This window comes from Pseudomonas sp. RW407 (assembly GCF_003176655.1).
Lineage (GTDB): Bacteria > Pseudomonadota > Gammaproteobacteria > Pseudomonadales > Pseudomonadaceae > Pseudomonas > Pseudomonas delhiensis.
The window spans coordinates 332,486-353,441 of record NZ_QGSL01000088.1 but is presented as its reverse complement, the minus strand read 5'-3'; the positions used below and the strand labels follow the sequence as shown (position 1 = coordinate 353,441).

The following is a 20,956-nucleotide window of genomic DNA, read 5'->3' as shown; positions in this document are numbered from 1 at the left end:
GCCTAGTAACCACGGGACTTTCAGGCTATCTTACCTTCCCATAGCGTCCACTATCGTTCGCCACCAGCCAAGCGTTTCGGTGGCACAAAAGTGGCACAAAATTCAGGGGCGAAGAATATTGCTAGGGGTAGAGAGTGGCCAAGCTGACGATCAAGCAACTGGAGGCTTTCACAGCTGAAGATCATGGAAAGGTCTTCCGAGAGGATGGGGGCTGGTTGCCGAGGTGCGAGCTGGTGTACGCGGAGTCACGGTGCAGTTCAGCTATGAATTCAAACTGGATGGTTCCAGAACCCGAAAGCGGCTGGGCAGCTGGCCGAAGAAAAGCTTGGCGCAAATCCGATCTGAGCGAGACGAAGCCCGGGCACTCGTCACGAAAGGCTTGCACCCTACCCTTGCCGCCAAAGCAGCCCGGATCGAGGCACAAGCTGCGATTGCCACCACTATCGCTGAAGCAGAGCGTGAAGCCGCCGAAAACAAAACAGTGGCTGACCTGTTTGACGAATGGATACGCGACGGCGTTTCCCGCCAGGATGGCAATGCCGAACTGGTTCGAAGCTTCAAAAAGGACGTGCTACCCCTCATTGGCAAGAAGCCGCTGCGCAGCCTGACAGAGAAAGATCTGCTCACCGTCCTGCGCTCGGTTAAAGCGCGTGGTCTGAACCGTACCGTCGTGATTCGCAGCAAGGACATCGGTCAAATGCTGCGCTGGGGCGAGAAACGCAAGCCATGGCGCAGCCTAATGGCTGACGGCAATCCTGCCGACCTGATCGACGTGAGCAGGCTGCTGGACCACGACTATGAAGAACAGCGCGACCGCCTGCTTTCGCCAGACGAGATTCGTGAGCTGCGCGATATCTTCGAGCGCCTCGAGCGTGACTACGAGGCCGTGCCCGCCGGCCAAAAATATTCAGGTATTCGCCCGGTCAACCCGCGTGTTCAGTGCGCAGCGTGGATCTGCCTGAGCACGCTTTGCCGAATCGGCGAGCTACTCAAATCTGAATGGCGGCATGTGGATCTGGATAAAGGCACCTGGTTCATTCCAGCCGAAGCGACCAAAGGCCATAAGGGTAAGCGTCAGGATCACCACGTATTTCTTTCAGCCTTTGCCCTTGAGCAGTTCAAGCGGCTGCACAAAGAAACCAGCCATACACCGTTCTGCTTCCCTAGCAAAGATGGCGATAGCCACGTCGATACCAAGACGGTCAGCAAACTGATCGGAGACCGACAGTGTCGCTTCAAGAACCGCAGCAAGCCTCTGGCGGGCCGCCATCACGACGACTCGTTGGTACTGAGCAAGGGCACCAAGGGTGAATGGACACCGCACGACCTGCGACGCACAGGCGCGACCATGATGCAGGAGCTCGGCGTCACACTGGAGATCATCGATCGCTGCCAGAACCACCTGCTGGGCGGATCCAAGGTACGGCGGCACTATCTGCATCACGACTATGCGAAGGAGAAAACCGAGGCATGGGGCATTTTGGGAGCCCGCTTGGAAGTAATTCTGACATCCCCCTCAGCAAACTAGGTCGCTTGCTCCTTTATGGAGACCGACCGCTCGTAGCTTGTCGTTTATCAAAATGCTCTGAATCGATGCCAGGCAGTCAATCGGCCTGAATAATAACTTTACATGTATGCATAGCCATGCTGGCTCTGTGCCCGCGAAGAAGATATGGTTTGTGAGTTTAAACATTGGCCTCGGCACAGAGCAGGGTTCCATATAGCACCGCCTATCAAAACCTGAGGCACGGAAAAATTAGAACAGGGAGAGCCTCAATGAGCGCAAGCGAAGCAGTCGAACTTGCCAACAACGCGCTGGGCGTCATTCAGGAAATCGAAAACCGCGCCTCCGAAAAATTGGCCAACCGAGGCAGCGACGCTACGGGGGCCTTGGCTGCAATCAACACATTTAACGGTTCCACGGTTGTTGATCGCATAGCCTCTATAACCGACAGCGTGACCCAGTCGCTTCTTAGCCTGGTTCGCGAACCAGCCATTTCGCGTGTCACCGTTGAGAGGGACGATGGAGAAGTAAGCACCTACTACATCTGTCGTACAGCAGGAATCCCGCTGAACGGGGCGAAACTCGCGAGCTATCGGACGGATCTTGGTCGCCTGGCCTCCCGCGGCGTCGGCGAAGAAGTGGAAGTTCAGATCGGTGAAACACGGGTTGGACTGCGCGTTCTAGAAAACCTTGAGCTGAAGCCCAAAAAGGCTGACGGTCAGTGGGACTCTATCGGGGGAATATGGAGACGCGAGGAAGAACCGCCCCAGACTATCCCATCGCTACGAAAGCTGGTCACGCCCCATGAGCAGGACGATTTCGCGGCAATGCTGGCCGGAAACACCGACGAACAAAAACTCGTCGAAGGTCTACGCCACCAGATTCGTAGTGCCATGGCGCTACGTGACCAAGCGATCCTGGACAGATTCCAGGATGATATCTTCCGCTTACCGATTGATCGTCAATTAATCATTCTAGGCCCACCGGGCACCGGCAAGACCACTACGTTGATTAAACGCCTAGGTCAGAAGCTTGACTGGGAGGCTTTGGACGAGCACGAACGTTCTTTGCTGGATGCAGCCCATTACCGCTCGCGCTGGGTGATGTTCACCCCTTCGGAGCTCCTCAAGCATTACGTCAAGGAAGCCTTCAGCCGAGAGAATGTCCCAGCCTCCGATGAACACATTAAGACCTGGTCCAAGCGCCGACATGAGCTAGCAAGATCAGTATTTGGCATATTGAAAACCAATACTGGCGGGACGTTCATCCTCAAAGAGGACCGACATCATTGCGGTACGGAGACCATCGACGACCCTTGCCATTGGTTCGATGCAGTTAAAACCTTCCATCGTCACCGGATCATCAAAGACTTGCAGGAGGGAGCGACCCTACTTCGTGACTCGGCCCCAGAGCATACCCGACCAATTGTTGACCAAGTTCTGCGCGCGGTCCCAGACATCGAATCAGGACAGTTACTCGAAGCCTATGCTGCCTGGAATGGTTTGGAAGATCGGGTCGAGCCATTGCTTAAGGCAAGCCGTGAGAAGACAGACAAACTCATCAGAGAACAAGGCAACCTTCTCTACAATAAGAATCAGAAAGTATTTTCCGAACTCGCCAGCTTTCTGGACACGCTCGGGCAAATCGACGACGAAGACGATGACGGCGCAGAGTTTGATGACGATAGTGGCGAAGAAGCTGCACAGCCTTCGCATAATGAGGTGCAGAAAGCGTTCTTGGCATTCCAACGCTTCCTCCAAAGCTATGCCCGCAGCCGCTACCGCGGACGTAGCCTGGGCAAGACCAGCCGAGCTGCGCGCATTCGGGACTGGCTCGGCCAACGCGTGCCCTCAGATGAGTGGCTGAAAAACCTGGGCGGCGAGATGACCTTCCAGAATGCACTACGCCGTTTCCGTAATGCCTGGAAACGCTACGTTTTGGACGTTCCGACCAGCTATCGAGCGTTTCGTCGTCAGTGCCTTCTTGATCAGACGTACGGATATCAACGTCCTGAAAGCCCTGCCCACATCGACACTACAGAACTCGACGCGATTCTCCTTCTGATGCTCAGCTCGGCTCGAGAGCTGATCCAACAGGACTTCGTGAGGCGCCATCTCGATCAACCTAGGTTTACCGAGCTACTCAGAATCTCGAACCAATTTCAGTACCAGGTCCTGGTCGATGAAGCGACCGACTTTTCGGCGCTTCAGCTCGCCTGCATGGAAAACTTGAGCGACCCTCGCACCAGGTCGTTCTTCGCTTGCGGGGACTTCAACCAGCGGATCACCGGCAACGGCCTACGAAATCTTGAGCAGTTGAAATGGATATCTGATCGCCTGACGTATCAGCGCATCAACACGGTGTATCGACAGAGCCGACTGTTGAACGCATTCGCCAGCGAGCTGCTTAGCCTGATGGGTGGCGACCTTGAGGCTTCCGGAAGCCTGCCAGAGCATTCAACCCACGAAGGAGTCATGCCAGTTCTGGCAGAGAATCTTGATAGCAAGTCTATCTCCTGCTGGCTGGCGGATCGAATTGGTGAGATTGAGCGGCTGGTTCGTGAAATGCCGAGCATTGCCGTGTTGGTCCCCTCGGAAGAACATGTGAAGCCGATGGCTGAAGCCCTAACGGAGCAGCTGGAGTCCATAAACCTGCGTGCAGTCGCGTGTGTCGATGGCCAGACCTTGGGAGACGAGACGGACGTCCGCGTGTTTGATATGCAACATATCAAGGGCCTTGAGTTCGAAGCGGTCTTCTTTGTCGGTGTTGACGAACTCGCAACGGCGAAGCCAGGACTATTCGAGCGTTACTTGTATGTTGGCGCAACCCGCGCCGCAACATATCTGGGGGTGACCTGCCATAATGCGCTGCCCGCACGCTTGAAAGCACTTCAACAGAGATTTGTCGAAAGCTGGTAAGTAGCCAGGAAGCTTCCTGAGCTGAGGAATCTGTTACCTCAGGAAGCTCCCAATTATTCAACCCTCTGATTACAAAAGCTTAAAGGGCTTGGACCAATTCCAACAAAGTCCTACCAGTGCCCACAGCACAATCGAGCTCGGCAAACTGGCGAGAATCATGGATGCGACTGACTTACAACCTACTCAACAATCGCCTTCAAAAACGCGTCCCTAGCATCCTGATAAAACTGAATGTCAATCTTCGTGGCCATGTCATCAGACAGGTCATAGAGCTGACGGCGGCAGGTGACCGGCATTAGTAGCGCACCAGCCCCTTTCTCGACCGCTAATTCGGCGATGCTCACCGGGTTAAGCACAGGCTCAATTGAGCCACCCAGGTTAATCTCGCCCACCACAATCAACCCGCCCCGAACAGACTTTTTCAGCAGACTGCTGCACATTGCAATCAGAGCCGCTACACCGAGCTTGGAACCGCGCTTGGCGGCGTCAAAAGCACGTAACTGCACAGTGAACTCATGCGCGCGAGGATCGCGATCGCCAATCAGTTGGGAGGCACGAGCGTACAGGTTTTGCTCTGCGTAGCGGACCGACTCTTTGAAAGCTGGCGGCACTGGATTATTGAGGATCTTCACCCCAGAACCTGGCCCTTCGTTGACCTCAATCCGGTACAGGCCCGCGTTATCATCGATTTCTGCCCCGCCCTCACTGATTGTCCAGATCTGGCCAGGCTCTAGGGGGTCATCCCCGATCTCGTTATCCGCACGCAGCTCAGGGGTCGCAACGAACTTCTCGACGCCGTCATCACCAATGAAGTAGCTGAAGTGGGTGTTTCGAAACTCAGCAGAACCGATACGCTTCTGCTGCTCTTTGACCCGACGGCGCACCTCAAGAGCGAGGCGCGTTGCCCACTCAAGGTCTTCATCTGAAATCGTCTGAGATGAATCGGGATAGAGCAGCTTGAGAAGGCCGGACACCGTCTTGTTCACCGCATTGGTATCTCGGCCGCTCAAAGCGCCGCCCAGATGGACTCGGTTCTGCAGCGCACTGACCCTACTCTCGTAGCGAAGACGGCTCAGGCACTCAGAGAAGAAGTCGCTCACTAACCCGAAATGATCAGTGGTCAGCTCACGATTCATCTTGGGCACATCCCAGCCAGGTAGGAAGCAGTGAATCCGATCCATCCAGGCGGTGTCATCGCGCATTTCCTGAGGCAGTGGCCCAAACAGATGCCCCACTCGCTGCTGGTGCTCAACGTCTACATCGAAATTTCCCACAAAGACCAACGAGCCATCGGCACGGATGCTCTCTTTGCCGCGGCTGAATTCGCCAGACTCCATGTAACCTTTCATGATGTTGATGCCTTCCTTCGAGTCGAAGGAAATGCCGCTGATCTCGTCAAAGCACACCACGTCATACTGACACACCAGACCTCGCTGCCCGCTGGCGTTATTGACGAACATCTTGGCAATTGTTGCCTTGCCGCCTGATATCAGGTGCGCATAGGGGGAGACCTGTTGAAACAGATGGCTCTTACCCGTACCGCGGGGCCCCAGTTCAACCAGGTTGTAGTTCCGCTCAACGAACGGAACCATACGGAGCAGGAGCGCATCCTTAGCTCGGGCATCCAACTTCTCAGGCTCAAGACCGATGGATCTCAGCAGAAAGTCCTTCCACTCCCCACTGCTGAAAGACTTTCGTGCCTCGCCAAGAGTATCGAGCACGTCGCGCTTTGAAAGCTGAATGGGCCGCAGATCCTGCACGCCAAACGGATTACCGCGCTCCTCCGCTATCGCGGGGTCATATTCCAACGTGATTTCCGCATAGAAACCACCAGTGAGTAGACGCTCGTTATCGTCCACCAACTTGTCTGCGATGCGAACGTTCGTGAGCTGAACGCTAGGCAGGCTCGCGAGGTAACCGTTGTCTTTCTGACTGAAGCGCGCACTCACAAGATCGATCAACTTCACCGTGCCGTTCTTGTAAGCACGTGCCTTGAACAGCTCCTCCTCGCCGGCCTTGACGGTCCGGGAAGAAAGCTGACGCTCTACGATCTCGATGCCTTCTTCGATTTCATCGGGATCGGTGCTTGCGCAGTATCGACCCAGCAAAAACTCGACCACATAGGTCGGCACCGGGAATTGCCTGGCAAATGTCCTAACCAGATCCTTGCGGACGATATATCCCTCAAACGCGGCCGCGGCTTTCGAGTCAAGAATGTCCAGTTCGATCACACTTCTTCTCCAACCAAGGTTGCCTGCTTGGCGAGCACGTTCCCAGCGCTGTCCAGAACCACCACCACCACTGCATCCCCAACCCGATCATCATCTTCCACCGGCAGGCTGCATTTGCCGGCCTTAAGGCCTTTAGCGCGCACAAGCGAGGTTGTTGGATCTGCAGGGCTGCTGCGCAAATCGACACTCAGATCATTAGCGGTGCTTTGTACCTCGACACGACAGGTCAGGCCCAGCCACTGAACCTTTGTGATAGCTGCGGCACTGAGTTTCAGCGATGGCGTAGCCGTACTAAGCACTTCGATGATGGGCGTCAAACACTCCTGCAGACTCAACCCGCCGTGATCGTAATGACGCCCAGCAAGGAAGGCACTGGCTCCAGGTGCTACGGCAATGGTCTGCTCAGGGTTCCAGTGCCAATTGACGGTGGGAAGGCTGGTCTGAACTGTACCTTTTATTTCAGCACAGCGAGCCCAACGCACCTCAGCAAGGTGCTTGGGTAGATCAACTTTAGTCATCGGCTGCGGTGTCAGCAGCCAGCCGTGATCCGTGACGATACGGATTTTCCGCCAGCCGGCCTGAAGTAGCTCCTCAACTCGCAGATACACGTCCTGAAGAAGGGAATCGATCCGACCTGCCAGGCGCAGGTTGTCCGTATGGCCTGCCTCATCGATATTGCCGGTCTGCACCCAGGCCAATCCTTGCGAATCACCATTCTCCTCAGCCCCCAGAACTTGCCACCCGCCCTCCTCCATTAGCTTGCGGAAGTAATGACTGCTCAGCGGCTTGTCCTCACTTTTCAAGCTGGGCTGGAAATCAGTATCGGTTGTGCGCCCCGTTACCTGCTGATGAATCGGCATGACGGCAGCTTTAGCCGTGGCCGTCACCGAAGGCAATGCAGCCCAGTTTGACCGCTGTCTAACCTCACCCAAGCTTTGTAGGCGACTGGCCAAACGCTGCGCTACGTCATAGCGCAGTCCATCGACAAAGAAAACGACCTCACTGGAGGTTTGATAGGTAGCAACAGCTTCGTTAACGCCGTCGCTCCCAGGGTAGCCTTTCGCTCTCACCAGCTGCTGGAAGTTCAGCGCTGTCTCGTGCAGCCAGGGCGTATACAGACTGTTGAGGATATCCCTCACCAGCGACTGCATGGACGGCTCCCTTGCCATCGCCAGAGCTCGAAGTTGAGCATCGTCAACGACCCAGTAATGACTCCGATAATGCTCGGCCATTTCCTCGGGACTGGTGCCGGAAAGACCACTATCACCAACTGTTTGAGCAATCAGCACCAATGGTTCGAGCAGCTGAGCAACAGGAGCCAGCCCCATCTCCGCCCACACCCATGACCTGCGCACACCGTGGTGAGCATCAAGATCGATGAGACCTTTACGCAGCTCACTACTACCGCGCGTGGAAAGCGAGCGCAGCTGCGCCAGCAGATCGTTTTCCTGCTGCTGGTTATAACTCGGATAGGTCGAGACATCCGCTGCCAGATCTGGCTGGCAGCGCATCAAGACGCCAGGCAGCCGTGAAAAAGCAGCAGTGTTCTCAATGAACCGCTCCCAGACGCGCGCCCAGGGCCCCAACCTGGCGCAAAGATTCTCTGCCGCGGCTAGATCGCCATCTTTCTCTGGGTGGACCAAAAATTCGCCATGACAGATGCCGACAAAGGCATCCCAACGGGCTCCTGCCCAACCGGCCTGCACACCCTTGCTGTCACAAAGCCACGTCAACACATCTCGTACACTGTCAGTACTGAGAAGCTGGTTGAAGTCACTGGCCTCCAGTCGACGCCCTTGGAGCTGTGAAACATCAGTATCGAGCAAGGGCTCAAGCGCGCGCAGCATTGCTGTCTGGGTTTTGGCGTCCTGCGCAACATCCAGCCCCAAGCCGCCAGTGCGAGAAATCAGAAATGCATTGACGGTCCAGTCCTTGGCGTTCACCTGGCTCCACAGCACGCCCCGATACTGCAGCTCAGCCAATGGTTGTAGATCTACAGGACACGCAGTGATCGCCCGCAAATCCTGCCGACTCACACCCGGCAAGTAGATGATCGGGGTTTGGCCGACCGGTAAAGAGATCTCAGGCAACGCATCTGCGATTACGCACTTGAGCCATATGGCTGGGCCTTGACGGTGATCGGGCTTATAGCTCCCCAGCGAAAAAAGCTCTGGAAGAGCGCTTTGCAGTTGGCCAAGCACAGGCAACCACTCCCGATCTTTGTCAGGCCAAAGGATCGCTGTAGGTGCAACCTGCGAACTGGCGTTGTACTGCGCTGCAGCACGAAGGCTCGCAGCCAAAGCCTCAAGTACGTTCATCAATTAGCTCACAATCAAAATCTGAAAATGCCTGATCAGCTACGCCAAGCGCCAGCTGTCAGAAAGCGCCTTCAATAGATCTTTCTGGCGCGCCTCAACCTGCTTGGGTGTCCACTCGTGCTGGTGCAACACTTGGCTTGTCAAAGCATACGGCGTCACACCACTGCTACCCGCAAAATACGCAGACTTTTTCTTCGCAAAGTCATAGTTCAAGGCTTTAGAGTTTCTAGCGCGCGTCAGAGGCACCAGGTTCGCCAGACGATGCAACCATGTCGTCCGCACAACTGAGTCCGGCCAAGTGGCTGCCCACTCGCTGGTAGGATCGACAGTCTGAGGCAGGATGTGCTCGATTGTCAGGACATTCGGTGTGTAGTTCGCCGCCATCGCGGATACAAACGAGTCCAAGCGCAGGATCAAGTAGTTTCGACGTCGGGCGGTCATCTCGTAGACGTTACCATCCAGCGCTTGCAACATCTCAGCGCACTCAGCAGGCGTTAGCTCAACACGGTCGACATAAACCCCTTTCAGTATGTCCTCGATCACAAGGGCATAGCGCTCGATACGCTGGTTCACATTCTTGGCAGTCAGGTGCAGGAAGGCTGCCAGCCGTTCAAGCCGAGAAATGAAGTCCAACACAGCCGCGGCATCGCTGCCTTTACAAGCTAAGAAGGCAATCGCCACTGGTAACCAGTCTGAGTTGTCGATCCTGTTCAGCCAAGTGAACAGCTCGTTAATTTTTTCTGCCGAGGATGTAGAGACGTACTGGCACTGCTTGGCGATCAAATAGGCCTCAGCGTAAGGCGCAACCACCTCATCTACCAGGGCCTCAGAGGACGTCACCTGGCTAAGCACATGATCCTTAAACTCCTCAAGTAGCATGCGCCGAGCCTTAAAGCGGGCATAAATCATCCGGATATGGCCAAAAAGCTCGTTGAAGCCATCGCGGCCGGTCGCAACCTCGAGATCTTCCCAGCGGTCGTTGAAAGCTTCGCGCTTGTCTTCCGGAAGCTTGCCGATAACCTCCGCTTTAATGATGTCTGTCGGTAGAAGATCCAAGCCTCGGTTGTTCAGAACGGAGAAGACCCTGAAGGCCGACTGTTGACTTGGGGTGGTGACGGTAACCAGAAAGCAGCGCATCAGCAGAAATGAGCCGAAGTCCACCAAAGCGGCCTCATCAGCTCGAAATTTTTCCTGAAGCCGGTCCCTCAGCAGGCGAGCATTTCCCTGTATATTACGCTGCGATTCATTCTCAAGTTGAGCAGGATCAATCTGTACCAGATCGTCAAATTGAAGCGCTTGCACATACTGAGCAAAAAAGCCGCGATCCCTCTCACGCAGTGCCAAACGAGGCTTGGGATTGAGCTTCAACGCCACGTTCCCTGGCTCACGAATAAAGCTGTAGAAAGAGGAATGATTGTCCCCGGCCAACAGGGACGTCAGGGTTGAGAGCAAAATTGTTAGGGTTGTTAAACGCTGCTGCCCATCAATCACTTCAGCTGCGGGCTTGCCCTCATCCTTGATAAGGACAATCGATCCTAAAAAGTAACTGTCCTCGGCCTCACTCCTAAAAAAATCATAGAGGTCGTCAAATAGCTCACCCGCCTGATCTTTTGTCCAGGCATATGGGCGCTGATAGGGCGGGATGACATAGTCGAATTCAGAGCTAAATATTTTTGACAGCGGATACTCGGCACCACTAATTTTTTTGCTCATCTAAAACTCTCAAGTCATCCCGAACTTCGCTGGGAAAAGTCAAAATTTGGATTTAGCTAAAACCAACCTTCGATACAACTATTTTCTCGGACCGGTCACCCTCTAAGACTCATCGTATTTCAAAATAGAAAACTTGCAGCACCTACTCCCGCCAACGCCATGGCAAGCAAACTCATGCCAATGATCATTTTCTTACTCAGTCCCGAATGCTGCAAAACCTGCTCGTTCAAACGCAGCTCCATCGCTTCAGCGCGCTGTGAAAGTGCAGCCATCTGCTTGTTTACAGCCGCTTCAATCAGTTGCGATAGCGTGCCTTCTAGCTGTTTCAAACGCTCGTCAAGCCCCTGCTGAAGCGAGGCCTGGTTGGCAAGCTTTTGCTGTTGATCCTGGATAAACTGCAGAAGCTGCTTGTCACGCGCTTCAAGGGCGCTCACGGCCGACGCCTGGGACGTGCCGAGCTCATCACGAACCTGGCTAAGGTGCTGCTCAATCGCAACCAGGAGCTGGCGATTGACCTCTGAGATTCGCTCCTCAGTCGCCTCCACTCTCTGCACGCATCCAACTAGGTTGCGTGCCTGCTCGGCAGTGACACCTTTAGCTTCCAAGAGCCCCTGGTTGGCTTTGCTAATTTCAGCCTGCTGGATTTCTAGGGCTTTCTGCTGCTCAAGGATGTCCAAGTTTTGCTGCTTAAGCTGCTCAGCTTGTTGCTCAAGGATCTTCTGTTGGCGCAACAACAGATCTTGTTGGTCACACAGAACTTTGGATATTGCTGTGTTGAAGATCAAGAGCTGTGAAGAATGGCGATTTAAATTTGCTACTGTCGTAGTGAGGTTTAGCTGAGCATCCTTAACTCGATCCTCGGTATTGTTCCACCAGTTGCTAATGGCATTCTGGTTCGCCTTTGCCATTCTTGCCCACTGCAACCTATCTGCAGCACCGCTTGCCTGTTGCTGAGCATCAACTACTGCCGATATCAGTTCTTTAACACAGCTATCGCCAATCAGATTTTCTGGTAGATCCGCGGACGATAGCGCATTAACAATCTGGACTTCCTTCCCCGCTAAACTTCCCATAGAACTACCTTTTCTTAAAAAAATCGTCCAGCATGGATTGAGTATCGTCGAGATAATCAATCATCTCATTCGTCTCAGCCACTTGATTCTTCGCATTTGCTACGGCTTGAGCCAGGCTAAACGCGGTGGCCTGAGAGGCAATTCCGGCGGCAGCAAGCGTCTCGCCTATTCTTTCGTAACTCTTTATCGACTCGGCGTACTTTGCGATTGATGCCAACGAGGCCTCTGCTTGGCTGACCATATCGCTGGCTAATTTCTCGGATAGCTTTGCGTCAGATGCAATTGCATCCAGCAGCTTCTCGTCGTACGCATAACGGTAGCGCTCAAAGAGATTATCCAACTGGTATGCCAAGAAAGCAGACAACAGGCCAGTCATGATGCCAACCAACACGCCGGATACCGCATCCGCTACTGGGATAAGGAAGGGCAGGGTCTTAAGAAAGGTCGCCACACTTTCCTGCAGCATAAAGCCGACACTGGTAACGATAACCAGCGTCAGTATCTTCAGGCCCTCCTGTAATGCCTCGCTCGATGTCATGCCTTTAGGCGGGAACATGATCATCTTGAACGCTTTGACCAGGCCCAGCAGCCCCTCACGGATGATGGTGACGAAGCGCTTTGCGGTCGACAGGAAGTTATTGATCAGGAAGGTGATCAGGTTACTCATAAAGCCACTGACACCCCCCTGAATCGCTTGGGATGCAGCCGCAGGGATCTTTTTGACCACAGAGGCGATCACACGCTGGAGCCGCTCCTTGATTTCCTCAAACAGTGTCTTGCCGGCCTCTACACCGGCTTTAATCAGTACTTTAAATTCGTTAAACAGACCATTGACAAGTTCGGTCAACAGCAGCCCTAGCGACTGTCTGAGCCCCATCAGAGCAGCCTGCTTGCCGCCGGTTTGAAGCAGCTCTGTTGCTTGTTTCTTGAGAAGAGCATTATTTGCCGTGCTCTCGACATGAGCCCTAGCCTTCGAATAGGCCTCATCAACCAGCCTATCGTCTAATCCAAACTCTTCTGCGTTAGTCGTGCCATCAGCCCGCTCCTTACCAGCCCACTCCTTCAGGTCATGAGCCTTCTTAGAACCGTTGGCCGGTTTATTAGTCAGAGCCAGATTGTCATCGTGATTAACCATTTCTCGAATGCGAGAAGTGTCAACCACCTGCTCACCTGTTGCGGGATCGGCAACAACCTTACCTAGCGCAAGATGATTCTTCGCAGTACGGTGGGTTTCGCCAATCGACACAACATGGTCGAGTTCAGCATTTACGACCTCACCACTCTTAAGGGTAATCTTCCCATCTGAAGAAACAGCTGCACCGGTATATTCGTCCACACCCTGCTTTATTTTTTCGTCGCGCTTTTTTTCCCAAGTTTTACCGCCCGCAGTATCTGCCTTTTTCTGCGTATCGATCTCGTATAGAGACCTCACATCTTCGTCATACTCAATTTTTGAGTGAGCATGAAGTGCCTTGTCTGACTCCGTAGCGACATAGGCGTCATCATCACGAGAGAAATTACGCAACGTCGTGACATTGCCGCCATTCTTGTCCTCAAACATGGCCATGGACAGGCCGAAGGGTCCGATGATCTGCCCAAGTACTTGCTGCTGACAATCAGCGAATAATTTTTGCAGACGCTCCTCGCGCAGCTCGGTAAGAGTTTTTTCCATGTTGCACCTCAGTAGCCGACCTTAGCCTTCACAAACGACTCAAACCATTCAGAGAAACTTGAAGCCCTCAAGCGCCTAGAAGGCAATTCACCTGAGTACTTGATGACTTGGCCAGGCGTTCCCTTTGGGGATGGCGCAAGGTCCAAGCAGAAATGGTCGCCACCGCCATTTGAGGTAACTGGAACCCAGCTTGGGCTCCACCATTCGGCTATCACTTCAGGATCAGGTTTTGCCGCCTCTCCATCGAAGTCACCACCTATAAGCAGCCGATTCAAGACCGCCCAGTCCATCAGTATTTTCTCTATCGACAGAAACTCGTGCCCCTCAAAAAGCCAATCCGCTTTGCCCTTCTGCCCATTGTGTACTTTCAGGCAGGCGACAAAATCTGCAGGCAATTGCACGCCTATCGCCTTTTCGAGCTCACGAATCTGGGCGTCGGTGGCCGGGGGGTTAAGGTCTGCAAGCAGCTCGGGGTTGTGAGTGCTTAGGTGGTTTTCCAGTTGCTGCCAAAGCTGCTTCATGTCTCGCCTCCTGCGGTGCATAAGCCCTGCCAGTCGAAAGCTGGCAGGGCTGCAGTTTTATTTTTGTGCGGCTTTTTTCTCGGCCAGGGTCAAGTGGTGGTCGTTGATGCGGGCGCCTTCTTTTTCGCCGTATTCAAGGCCCAGGGTGTACCAGGGGGCGCTGGGGACATCGTTGCCGCGATCTTTCTTCCACTCGATATTGAGTTTGGGCTTTTTGTTGTGGCGCAGGACCTCGGCGGTAATAAAGGGGCGGATGTTGAGGCGCACACCGTCGTTGAGGTCGGGGTTCCAGCCAATGGGTTGCTGCTCTAGTGGCTTCCAGCGTACGAAGATGTCGTAAGGGGCTTCGCCTTCAAGAATGCGGACCAGACGGGCTTTCAGATCCTGTGCTGCCGCGAGGCGTGCGTCAGCACCGTCCGCGCCCTCACTCGCTGCACGCTGTTGGTTGCTAATCCAAGTGTCCAAGTAGGTATAGATCAGCCTTTCCAGGTTGTTGCGGTCGAGTTTGTGGTAATTGACCAAGGCGCTAAAGCCGTCCTTGAGGCCATCCCAGACCTGCCAGATAAAGGGACAGTGATGGAACAGCTTGCAGTGCTGTTCGAAGAATTTTTCACGCAGCCAGGCATCCAGGCTTTTGGCACCGACCTGCTCTAATAGCTGGTTGCGACGCTGTGGCGTCCAATCCGCACCGAACGCCGCGTGCAGCAGACTTTCCAGACGATCAGCAGCCGCCTTCTCACCGCGCAGAGGCGATAGGCAGACGATGCCATCGTCATCAGCCAACGCATTCAGGGCGGCGCTACGGCTAATCCAGGCACGGGCCTCGTCGGATAGCTCCATCTCGGCATCCGATTCTGCCGACCAGTGGTAATCAAGCAGGCGTGCGACGGCGACCTGCAGAGGCTCAGTAGCGGGCTGCGGATGGCCATGGAAAATCCATTGGGTAGGATCGTCGGAATAGGGTTTTGGCAAACCATTGGGGAACTGCTCAAGAGCTTGCTGACGCCAATGGTTAGCATCGAAAGGCACCTTGATCAGGGTCGCATTAGTAACATTCAGCTTTTGATCAATTCGCCGAACCTCACCATTAAACTCAGAGGATGAGCAATAGCACCAAATGGCGGCCAAATCGGAGCCATCATTTGGAACAATAACCCCAGTATTATTATCGTAAAGAGCACCGCAATACATGGTTGCAGGTAGGTTTTTCATCTGCCCAATAGCAACACCTTTTCTCCCGTAAGCCTGGTTCTCCGTCCCAGGCCTAAGCATCCCTCGCCCTTCCATCCCCCAGTCAATAACATGCTCTTTTCCAGAAAATAGAGCGCCTTCCTGGGGAACACTTTGCTGATATTTCCACCTCCCCGAAAGCTCTTGAGCCTCCCAGAAGCAACGAACCCATCTCTCATTATCCCCTGAGACAATTCCTCTCATTGAAATTGCATAGTCCCCCAGAAGAGTAACCCCCGTGGAGGTTTCATCCAGCACAACTCTAGAGTCGGGATTGCCTAACTGCGATCCCTGATCGACCCTAACAACTGGCAACCTCTTTAATTGCTCTGCCTTTTCTTGAGGTGTTCTGGGAACACTCGCATCTAGGCCGTTTAGCATAAATCCCGAATCCGGCGCGACCACATCAAGAGTGAGCAATATGACATTTACGACTTCGCCACTAATTGCGTCAAAAGCGCCAGAACCAAGCCGAGCAATTAAACTCCAAGAAACTTTCTTTAAAAGAAGCTCTCGTTGTTTTTTGTAACGACCTAGGAACAACCAATTCTGCGGCATCACGATCTGCACAGTGCCTTTATGAGCCGCCAATGCCAAACAGCGCTCAAGGAAGACGTTGGCAAGATCACTTTTTGCCAGGTCGAAATAGCGCTCGCTAAACTCCCTAAGCGTCTCTGACTGCTTACCACGGGCAAGATAGGGCACATTAGTAACTATCAACTGATAGTGCTGACCAAGCAGTTCAGCTGCACGAGCCAAACCTTGTGCGGTAATCGCCGCCTCGTGCAGATCTTCCTCGCCCGCTTCACCCACCGCGAGCGCCTTGCTCAGTAGAGGTTGTACACGGCTCCAATCAGCCGTGAACAAATCTCCCTTTAGACTACGAGCCGGATCAATTAGCGAGCCCAGAACCGGCGCATCACGGAAAGTGTCGTAAAGACGAGCCATCCCTGCCTTCAGCTCAGGATTGTCAGCGGCCAGCGCCAGCCACTGGTCACGTGGCGTCTGAATCCGCTGCCCCACGCAAGCGATATTCAGCGTCGGCAGACTGCGATAACCACCGGCACCTGGATAGCGCCAGGCTTCAAGAGCAACGGCAAAGGCGGCAAGCTCGACGCAGCGTTGATCCAGCTCCAGACCATGAAGGTTCTGGCTAATCACCGCGTCAATGGCCTGATCAGCAGACAGGCCTTCGGCCACCATCCTCATCGGCACGAGCATCAGCAAGGTGGCCACCAAGAAATGGCCCGAGCCGCAGCATGGATCCAGCATCTTGAACTGCGCCAGGTGCTGCGGCCATCCATCAAAGGTGCCCGCTGCGGGAACTTGCGCGCCAGCAGTAGTCGCGGATGAGTCTGCCCCTGCGGGAGCTGGTACGGTGCGCAGGTAGGTAAGTGGCAACAGCTCACGATGTTGCGGATAATGGGTGACCCACCAGGCACCCAGACTGTTATCCAGCAGGAACTGGACCATGTAGGGCTCGGTAAACAGCTGGGTCACAGGCGACAACTCGTCGGCACCGATCTTCACGCCCGAGGCGTTCACTTCATCCTTTTTCTTGGATTGCCAGTATTGGTAAACCCAGCCCAGGCTATCGGCAGCCTGGAAAATGGCCTTGTCCAGATCGGCAATCAGCTTTTCCAGCGCACGCACATGGTTAAAGGCTAGGGGTACGGCCAGAGCTGGCGAGCCGGCACGAAACACCTGAGGCAGCATGCGCGAGGCCAGCTTCCCGGCCAGCTCCCAGCCATTGGCGCAGCCTTCATCCGCCGCCAGTTCCTGGCACTCTTCCAGAGTAAGTGCGGTATGCGGGTCGTACATCAGCAGCTGGTTTTGCTCCAGGAAGCGCGCGAACAGCATGCGGTGCCAATGCTCGTAGGCAATTTCCACGCAAAGGCGCTGGGTTTCCTGCTGGCCGGTACGGGCATCACGCAGATCCCCCAGCTGGCGACCATGGGCACGTAGGCGGTTGCGCAGTGCGCGCTGCTCGTCATCCAGGTAACTGGCCGGGCTGGCGTCGCCAACGCTGAGTCGGGTAAGTGCCTCTTGCGCGGCCTGTTCGGCGATATCGCGCGCCTTGATGACGGTGGTTTCCAATTGTTTGCGAAGTTTTTTGTCGAGGAACTCGCGCATAGGTACGTCCTTGCCACAGCCAGTGCTGGGGTAATCAATCGGCCTGCCGCATCAAAGCGCAGGCGAGAAGTCATGTATTCATTTTGTTGGTACCGCTTTGGTGGGTTACGCCGCGCTGCGGCTAACCCACCCTACGAGCCACTATGCTGCGGGCGTAATCAGACCATCACGGGGCCTTCCGCAAGCTTGGCCAGCAGCTGAGCCTCGATCTCCGTCAACCATTGACGTAGCTGCGCTTCGTTTTCGAAGGTGCGCTTAGGCAAGCTGACATGCTGAACCTTGGGTTGCAGCAGCTTGACCGCTTCCTGTCGGGCGCTTTCAAACTTTGCGGCCAAGCCATCCTTACGGTCACTCCACTGATCGAGGCTGGTGGTTTCCAGACTGTCGATGACTTCTTCGCGGCTGCCGAGGCTAAGTGCTTCGGGCTCAACCAGGCCGCGGCGGGTAAGCAGCTCATTCTGCTGAGCAGCAGAGAGCTGCTGCCAGTGGCTATCTGCTGCCAGCTCAGCGTGGCGCTTTTGGTATTCAGTTTGGAAGGCGCGGAAGTGGTGGTTGATCGCCTCACGCAACTGGCTGACGGTGGTGCTGATCAAACTCTCGAGGGGATTGGGTTCGGCCAACAGGCTGCGATTGCTCTTGATGGCATCAACTTCGCCATTGAGCTTTTCGTGGAAGGCCAGCCCCTTGCTGAGACGCAGCAGGGTTTGCAGCAGGTCCCAGTCGCTACGGCGGGCGCGCAGCTGTTCGCCCAGACCGCGCCAGGCGTCGAGTAGTGGCTTGATCGCGTCTTTGTGGTCAAGCACCAGCTTGAGCTGGGTATTGCCACTCTCCTTGGCGATCTCATCGATCAGGCTGGCGTCTGGGCGCGCAGGAGCGGGGGAATCGCCGCCTGCAGCCTGGTGCAGCTCACGGGCCAGGTTGATCAGTGCGGGCAAACGGGCCTGCTCTTCACCTGGAGGGCAGTCGATACCCAAGGAGCTGATCAGGCCACGGATCTTGATCAGGTCCACCGGACGGATCGTCACGGTTTCCGGGCGGAAGGTGCTTTGCGTGAGCTTCTGACGCTCCAACGTTTGCGCCGTCAAGGCATTGCCGCTGGCATCGGTGGCGCGCAGTACGCCCGCTGCGACCAACGCGAACAGCGCACCATCAATAGTGTCCTGCTGCCAGCCGTATGGGGCGGCTGCAAACTGGTCGCGAATCTCGTTGCCCTTCTTGGAGGCGCCGATGTAGCGCAGGAGGGTGGCGCAGACTGGGTGCTTTTCCGTATCGCCACTAAAACCAACGGCCTCCAGTGCGTTCTGGCCGCCGTCCTTTCGGGCACGATCATAGACCTTGGCCCAATGCGGACTATCGGCCATATCGAATTCACGGTACAGGCGCACCACAGAGGCTTGTGCAGCGGTTTGAATCCGCTCTGCAATGCTGTTGCCATCTACTTCCGCACCGCCAGCCTGAAGCACCTGCACACCGGAGAGGATTTCCTTGAGGAGCTGATCGACCTGCTTCTGCGCATCGCGCTGGCGAGTTTCCATAGCCTTGCGGGCATCTTTTCCCGCTTCGGTATTGGGCATACCCCGCAGGCTTAGGGTCGCATCGGCGGCTTCTTGGTGGATGATGGCGTTGTTCAACTCGGAACGGTTACGCGCTGGGATATAGAGGTAAAGCGTCGGCAGATCCGGGTTGGCTTTACGCGCCTCTGCCAGGAAGGATGATTCGTTCAGACTCCAGCCATCCTGTACCCACAGGTAGATTTTCTGGCTGGCGTCTTTGGGCACTTCTGCATCGAAGCAGGCGATCACCTGGCGGTTTTCTTTACAGGTGCCCTGGGTGACACGAACTTTGGCGAGCTCGGACTTGATCTGCTTGTGCAACAGGTCGATCCGGAAATTCTCGACACGCTGCATGTTCCCTCGCAGGTCGGCCTCCTGCTGGCGGAAGGTGTCGTACCACTGTGCGCTTTCTTGGGTTTGTAGGCGGTACTCGACGCCGGCGCCGGTTTCCATGGCCATCAGTTGACCATTTTTAGCCATCGCCTCCAGTTGAATCGGGATGCGCGCACGCAGCTCGTCTTTGCCCTGGTTGAGGTTGTCTACCAAGAGGTCGGCCAGCATGTCGGCGGTGGCACGTACGCCACAGTCGGAAATTGAGTCCGTAGGCAGCTTGCCAATCAACAGGATCAACGAGAGCAGCCGCGACTGCAGTTGCTGGTCGTCATTTCCAGCAGACAGCTCGGCAATGCGCTCATAGTCCTCCTTGGATATGACGCCGGTCTGCAACAGATTGGGCGCGATCTGCTGATAGATGAAGTCGCCAGGCACAATGTTGCCCAGTTCCTTCTCGGCCGTGGCCTTGGCCGCCTCGTGAATGACCTTAAGCTGGTTACGCAGCTGAGAGACAGTACCGGTGGTGTCGACAATGCGCAGCACCTTCTCCCAGAAACGGCGGCGAACGGGCAACAGCGGGTAGTCGGCCAGCATGACTTTCTCGTCATCCTGGTGATACTCCACTTTGGTGCCGCGCAGATGACGGGAAATCTCGCCCAGGTGCTTGGCCAGAAGTGCCTGCAGCCCAGCACGGGCGGTCTCGACCTTATGCAGAATGACCTTGCGGATGACCGACTCGACATCGGTATCACTGAGCATGATGGGAATCTGGAAACGGCCCATCAAGCGCTGCAGGTTTGGCATCCCAGACAAAGCGTTCTGACCTGTTGCAATGAACAGCAAACGGTTGCTGAAAGCCGAGTGCTTACAGCACGTTTCAACGACCTCCTGCACCATGTGCGCACGGTCTACATCGTTACCCACGTATTGCTGGACTTCGTCGAGCACAACCAGGGTCAACGGGAATTGGCCTTCGCGGTCCAGCGCATCGGCGATGGCCTGGACCATTTGGTCGTTGGTCACATCCGTGACTGTCGGGAACTGGCCCTTAAGCAGTTGATGCACGCCCTGAGCGTCGCTGGCCATGTCCGGGTAGGCCTTGAGCAAGGCATTGGCAATCAGCGGCGAGACGTACAGTTTGCTCAGTTCACGCTCCCAGGGCTTGCCGGCGTCCTCAACCGCCTGCTTAACGGTATTGAAATAGCCTTGCTCTTTCAGCCAGAGGACAAATCGCGCCTGGTGGTACTGCTCTGGCAGCCCCGCAGACTTGAAGATGATGCCTAACAGCGCCAGACGCACATTGTTGTTTGCACCTGCGCCAAGCGTACCGGACGCAGCATGCAGGCCACCGTAGCGGCGCGATTGAATGGTCAGCTCCTTGAACGCATGCGCAACGTTCTCAGGCAGATCGGCAATATGACGCGCAGTCAATCCATCCGGGAAAGACTGATCGACCCAGAGGGTGCGCAGCATCTTGGCCATGTGCGATTTACCAGAACCGAAGAAACCGCTGATCCATACGCCTGGCTGCTCATGGTTGCTTCCCAAATTGCGCAGGTAGGTGGACAAAATCTTCTCCATACCGGCTTGGTACTCACCCTCGCAGACAAAGGTCTTGAGCTCGTAGTGAAGGGTGTTAAGCGCCTGCTCGGACAGATCGTCCTTTACCTCGGCGACACCGTTGTTGGCCAGGCGGTTTTCCAGCGGATCGTTCAGGTAGATTTCGCGGTTAAGCATGTCAGTCCCTTAAAGCTAAA

At 55.1% G+C, this 20,956-nt stretch carries 9 protein-coding genes and 1 pseudogene; 2 read left to right on the top strand and 8 right to left on the bottom strand.

Going from position 1 to position 20,956, the window contains the following annotated elements; genetic code table 11:
• Positions 1-134 precede the first annotated feature (134 nt).
• A pseudogene (locus DK254_RS08160) lies at positions 135-1,528 on the top strand (tyrosine-type recombinase/integrase).
• A gap of 248 nt (positions 1,529-1,776) precedes the next feature.
• A complete protein-coding gene (locus DK254_RS08155; protein ID WP_109933370.1) occupies positions 1,777-4,422 on the top strand; it encodes an ATP-binding domain-containing protein in 2,646 nt (881 codons plus the stop codon).
• A 179-nt stretch (positions 4,423-4,601) separates the two neighbouring features.
• On the opposite strand, the gene brxL is transcribed toward DK254_RS08155, so the two are convergent.
• The 8 genes from brxL to brxC all read right to left on the bottom strand — a co-directional run bounded on the left by brxL (position 4,602) and on the right by brxC (position 20,936).
• Positions 4,602-6,653 (bottom strand): protease Lon-related BREX system protein BrxL, encoded by a 2,052-nt coding sequence (gene brxL, locus DK254_RS08150; protein WP_218281407.1) that lies wholly within the window; start codon positions 6,651-6,653, stop codon positions 4,602-4,604.
• Entirely contained in the window at positions 6,650-8,971 is a 2,322-nt protein-coding gene (pglZ, locus tag DK254_RS08145; protein ID WP_109933369.1) for a BREX-1 system phosphatase PglZ type B, read from the bottom strand. Before pglZ ends, brxL begins: the two co-directional genes overlap by 4 nt.
• A gap of 39 nt (positions 8,972-9,010) precedes the next feature.
• Positions 9,011-10,684 (bottom strand): DUF262 domain-containing protein, encoded by a 1,674-nt coding sequence (locus tag DK254_RS08140; RefSeq protein WP_109933368.1) that lies wholly within the window; start codon positions 10,682-10,684, stop codon positions 9,011-9,013.
• 119 nt (positions 10,685-10,803) lie between these two features.
• Positions 10,804-11,817, bottom strand: a complete 1,014-nt coding sequence (locus DK254_RS33750; RefSeq protein ID WP_146219582.1) for a hypothetical protein — start codon at positions 11,815-11,817, stop codon at positions 10,804-10,806.
• Positions 11,762-13,429, bottom strand: coding sequence for a hypothetical protein (locus tag DK254_RS08130; RefSeq protein WP_109933366.1), 1,668 nt, complete (start codon positions 13,427-13,429; stop codon positions 11,762-11,764). Before DK254_RS08130 ends, DK254_RS33750 begins: the two co-directional genes overlap by 56 nt.
• A gap of 8 nt (positions 13,430-13,437) precedes the next feature.
• Complete coding sequence (locus DK254_RS08125; RefSeq protein WP_109933365.1) at positions 13,438-13,950, bottom strand: SMI1/KNR4 family protein; 513 nt, start codon at positions 13,948-13,950, stop codon at positions 13,438-13,440.
• A 57-nt stretch (positions 13,951-14,007) separates the two neighbouring features.
• Positions 14,008-17,313: an Eco57I restriction-modification methylase domain-containing protein gene (locus DK254_RS08120; RefSeq protein ID WP_109933364.1), complete on the bottom strand. Its 3,306-nt coding sequence runs from the start codon at positions 17,311-17,313 to the stop codon at positions 14,008-14,010.
• A 158-nt stretch (positions 17,314-17,471) separates the two neighbouring features.
• Positions 17,472-20,936, bottom strand: a complete 3,465-nt coding sequence (gene brxC / locus DK254_RS08115; protein ID WP_109933363.1) for a BREX system P-loop protein BrxC — start codon at positions 20,934-20,936, stop codon at positions 17,472-17,474.
• Between the last annotated feature and the right edge of the window lie 20 nt (positions 20,937-20,956).

Excerpts from the sequence above, each read along its gene's own strand:
- DK254_RS08125 (WP_109933365.1), bottom strand. The coding sequence starts at position 13,950 with ATGAAGCAGCTTTGGCAGCAACTGGAAAACCACCTAAGCACTCACAAC.
- DK254_RS08130 (WP_109933366.1), bottom strand. The coding sequence starts at position 13,429 with ATGGAAAAAACTCTTACCGAGCTGCGCGAGGAGCGTCTGCAAAAATTA.
- brxC (WP_109933363.1), bottom strand. The coding sequence starts at position 20,936 with ATGCTTAACCGCGAAATCTACCTGAACGATCCGCTGGAAAACCGCCTG.
- DK254_RS08155 (WP_109933370.1), top strand. The coding sequence starts at position 1,777 with ATGAGCGCAAGCGAAGCAGTCGAACTTGCCAACAACGCGCTGGGCGTC.
- DK254_RS08120 (WP_109933364.1), bottom strand. The coding sequence starts at position 17,313 with ATGCGCGAGTTCCTCGACAAAAAACTTCGCAAACAATTGGAAACCACC.
- pglZ (WP_109933369.1), bottom strand. The coding sequence starts at position 8,971 with ATGAACGTACTTGAGGCTTTGGCTGCGAGCCTTCGTGCTGCAGCGCAG.
- DK254_RS08140 (WP_109933368.1), bottom strand. The coding sequence starts at position 10,684 with ATGAGCAAAAAAATTAGTGGTGCCGAGTATCCGCTGTCAAAAATATTT.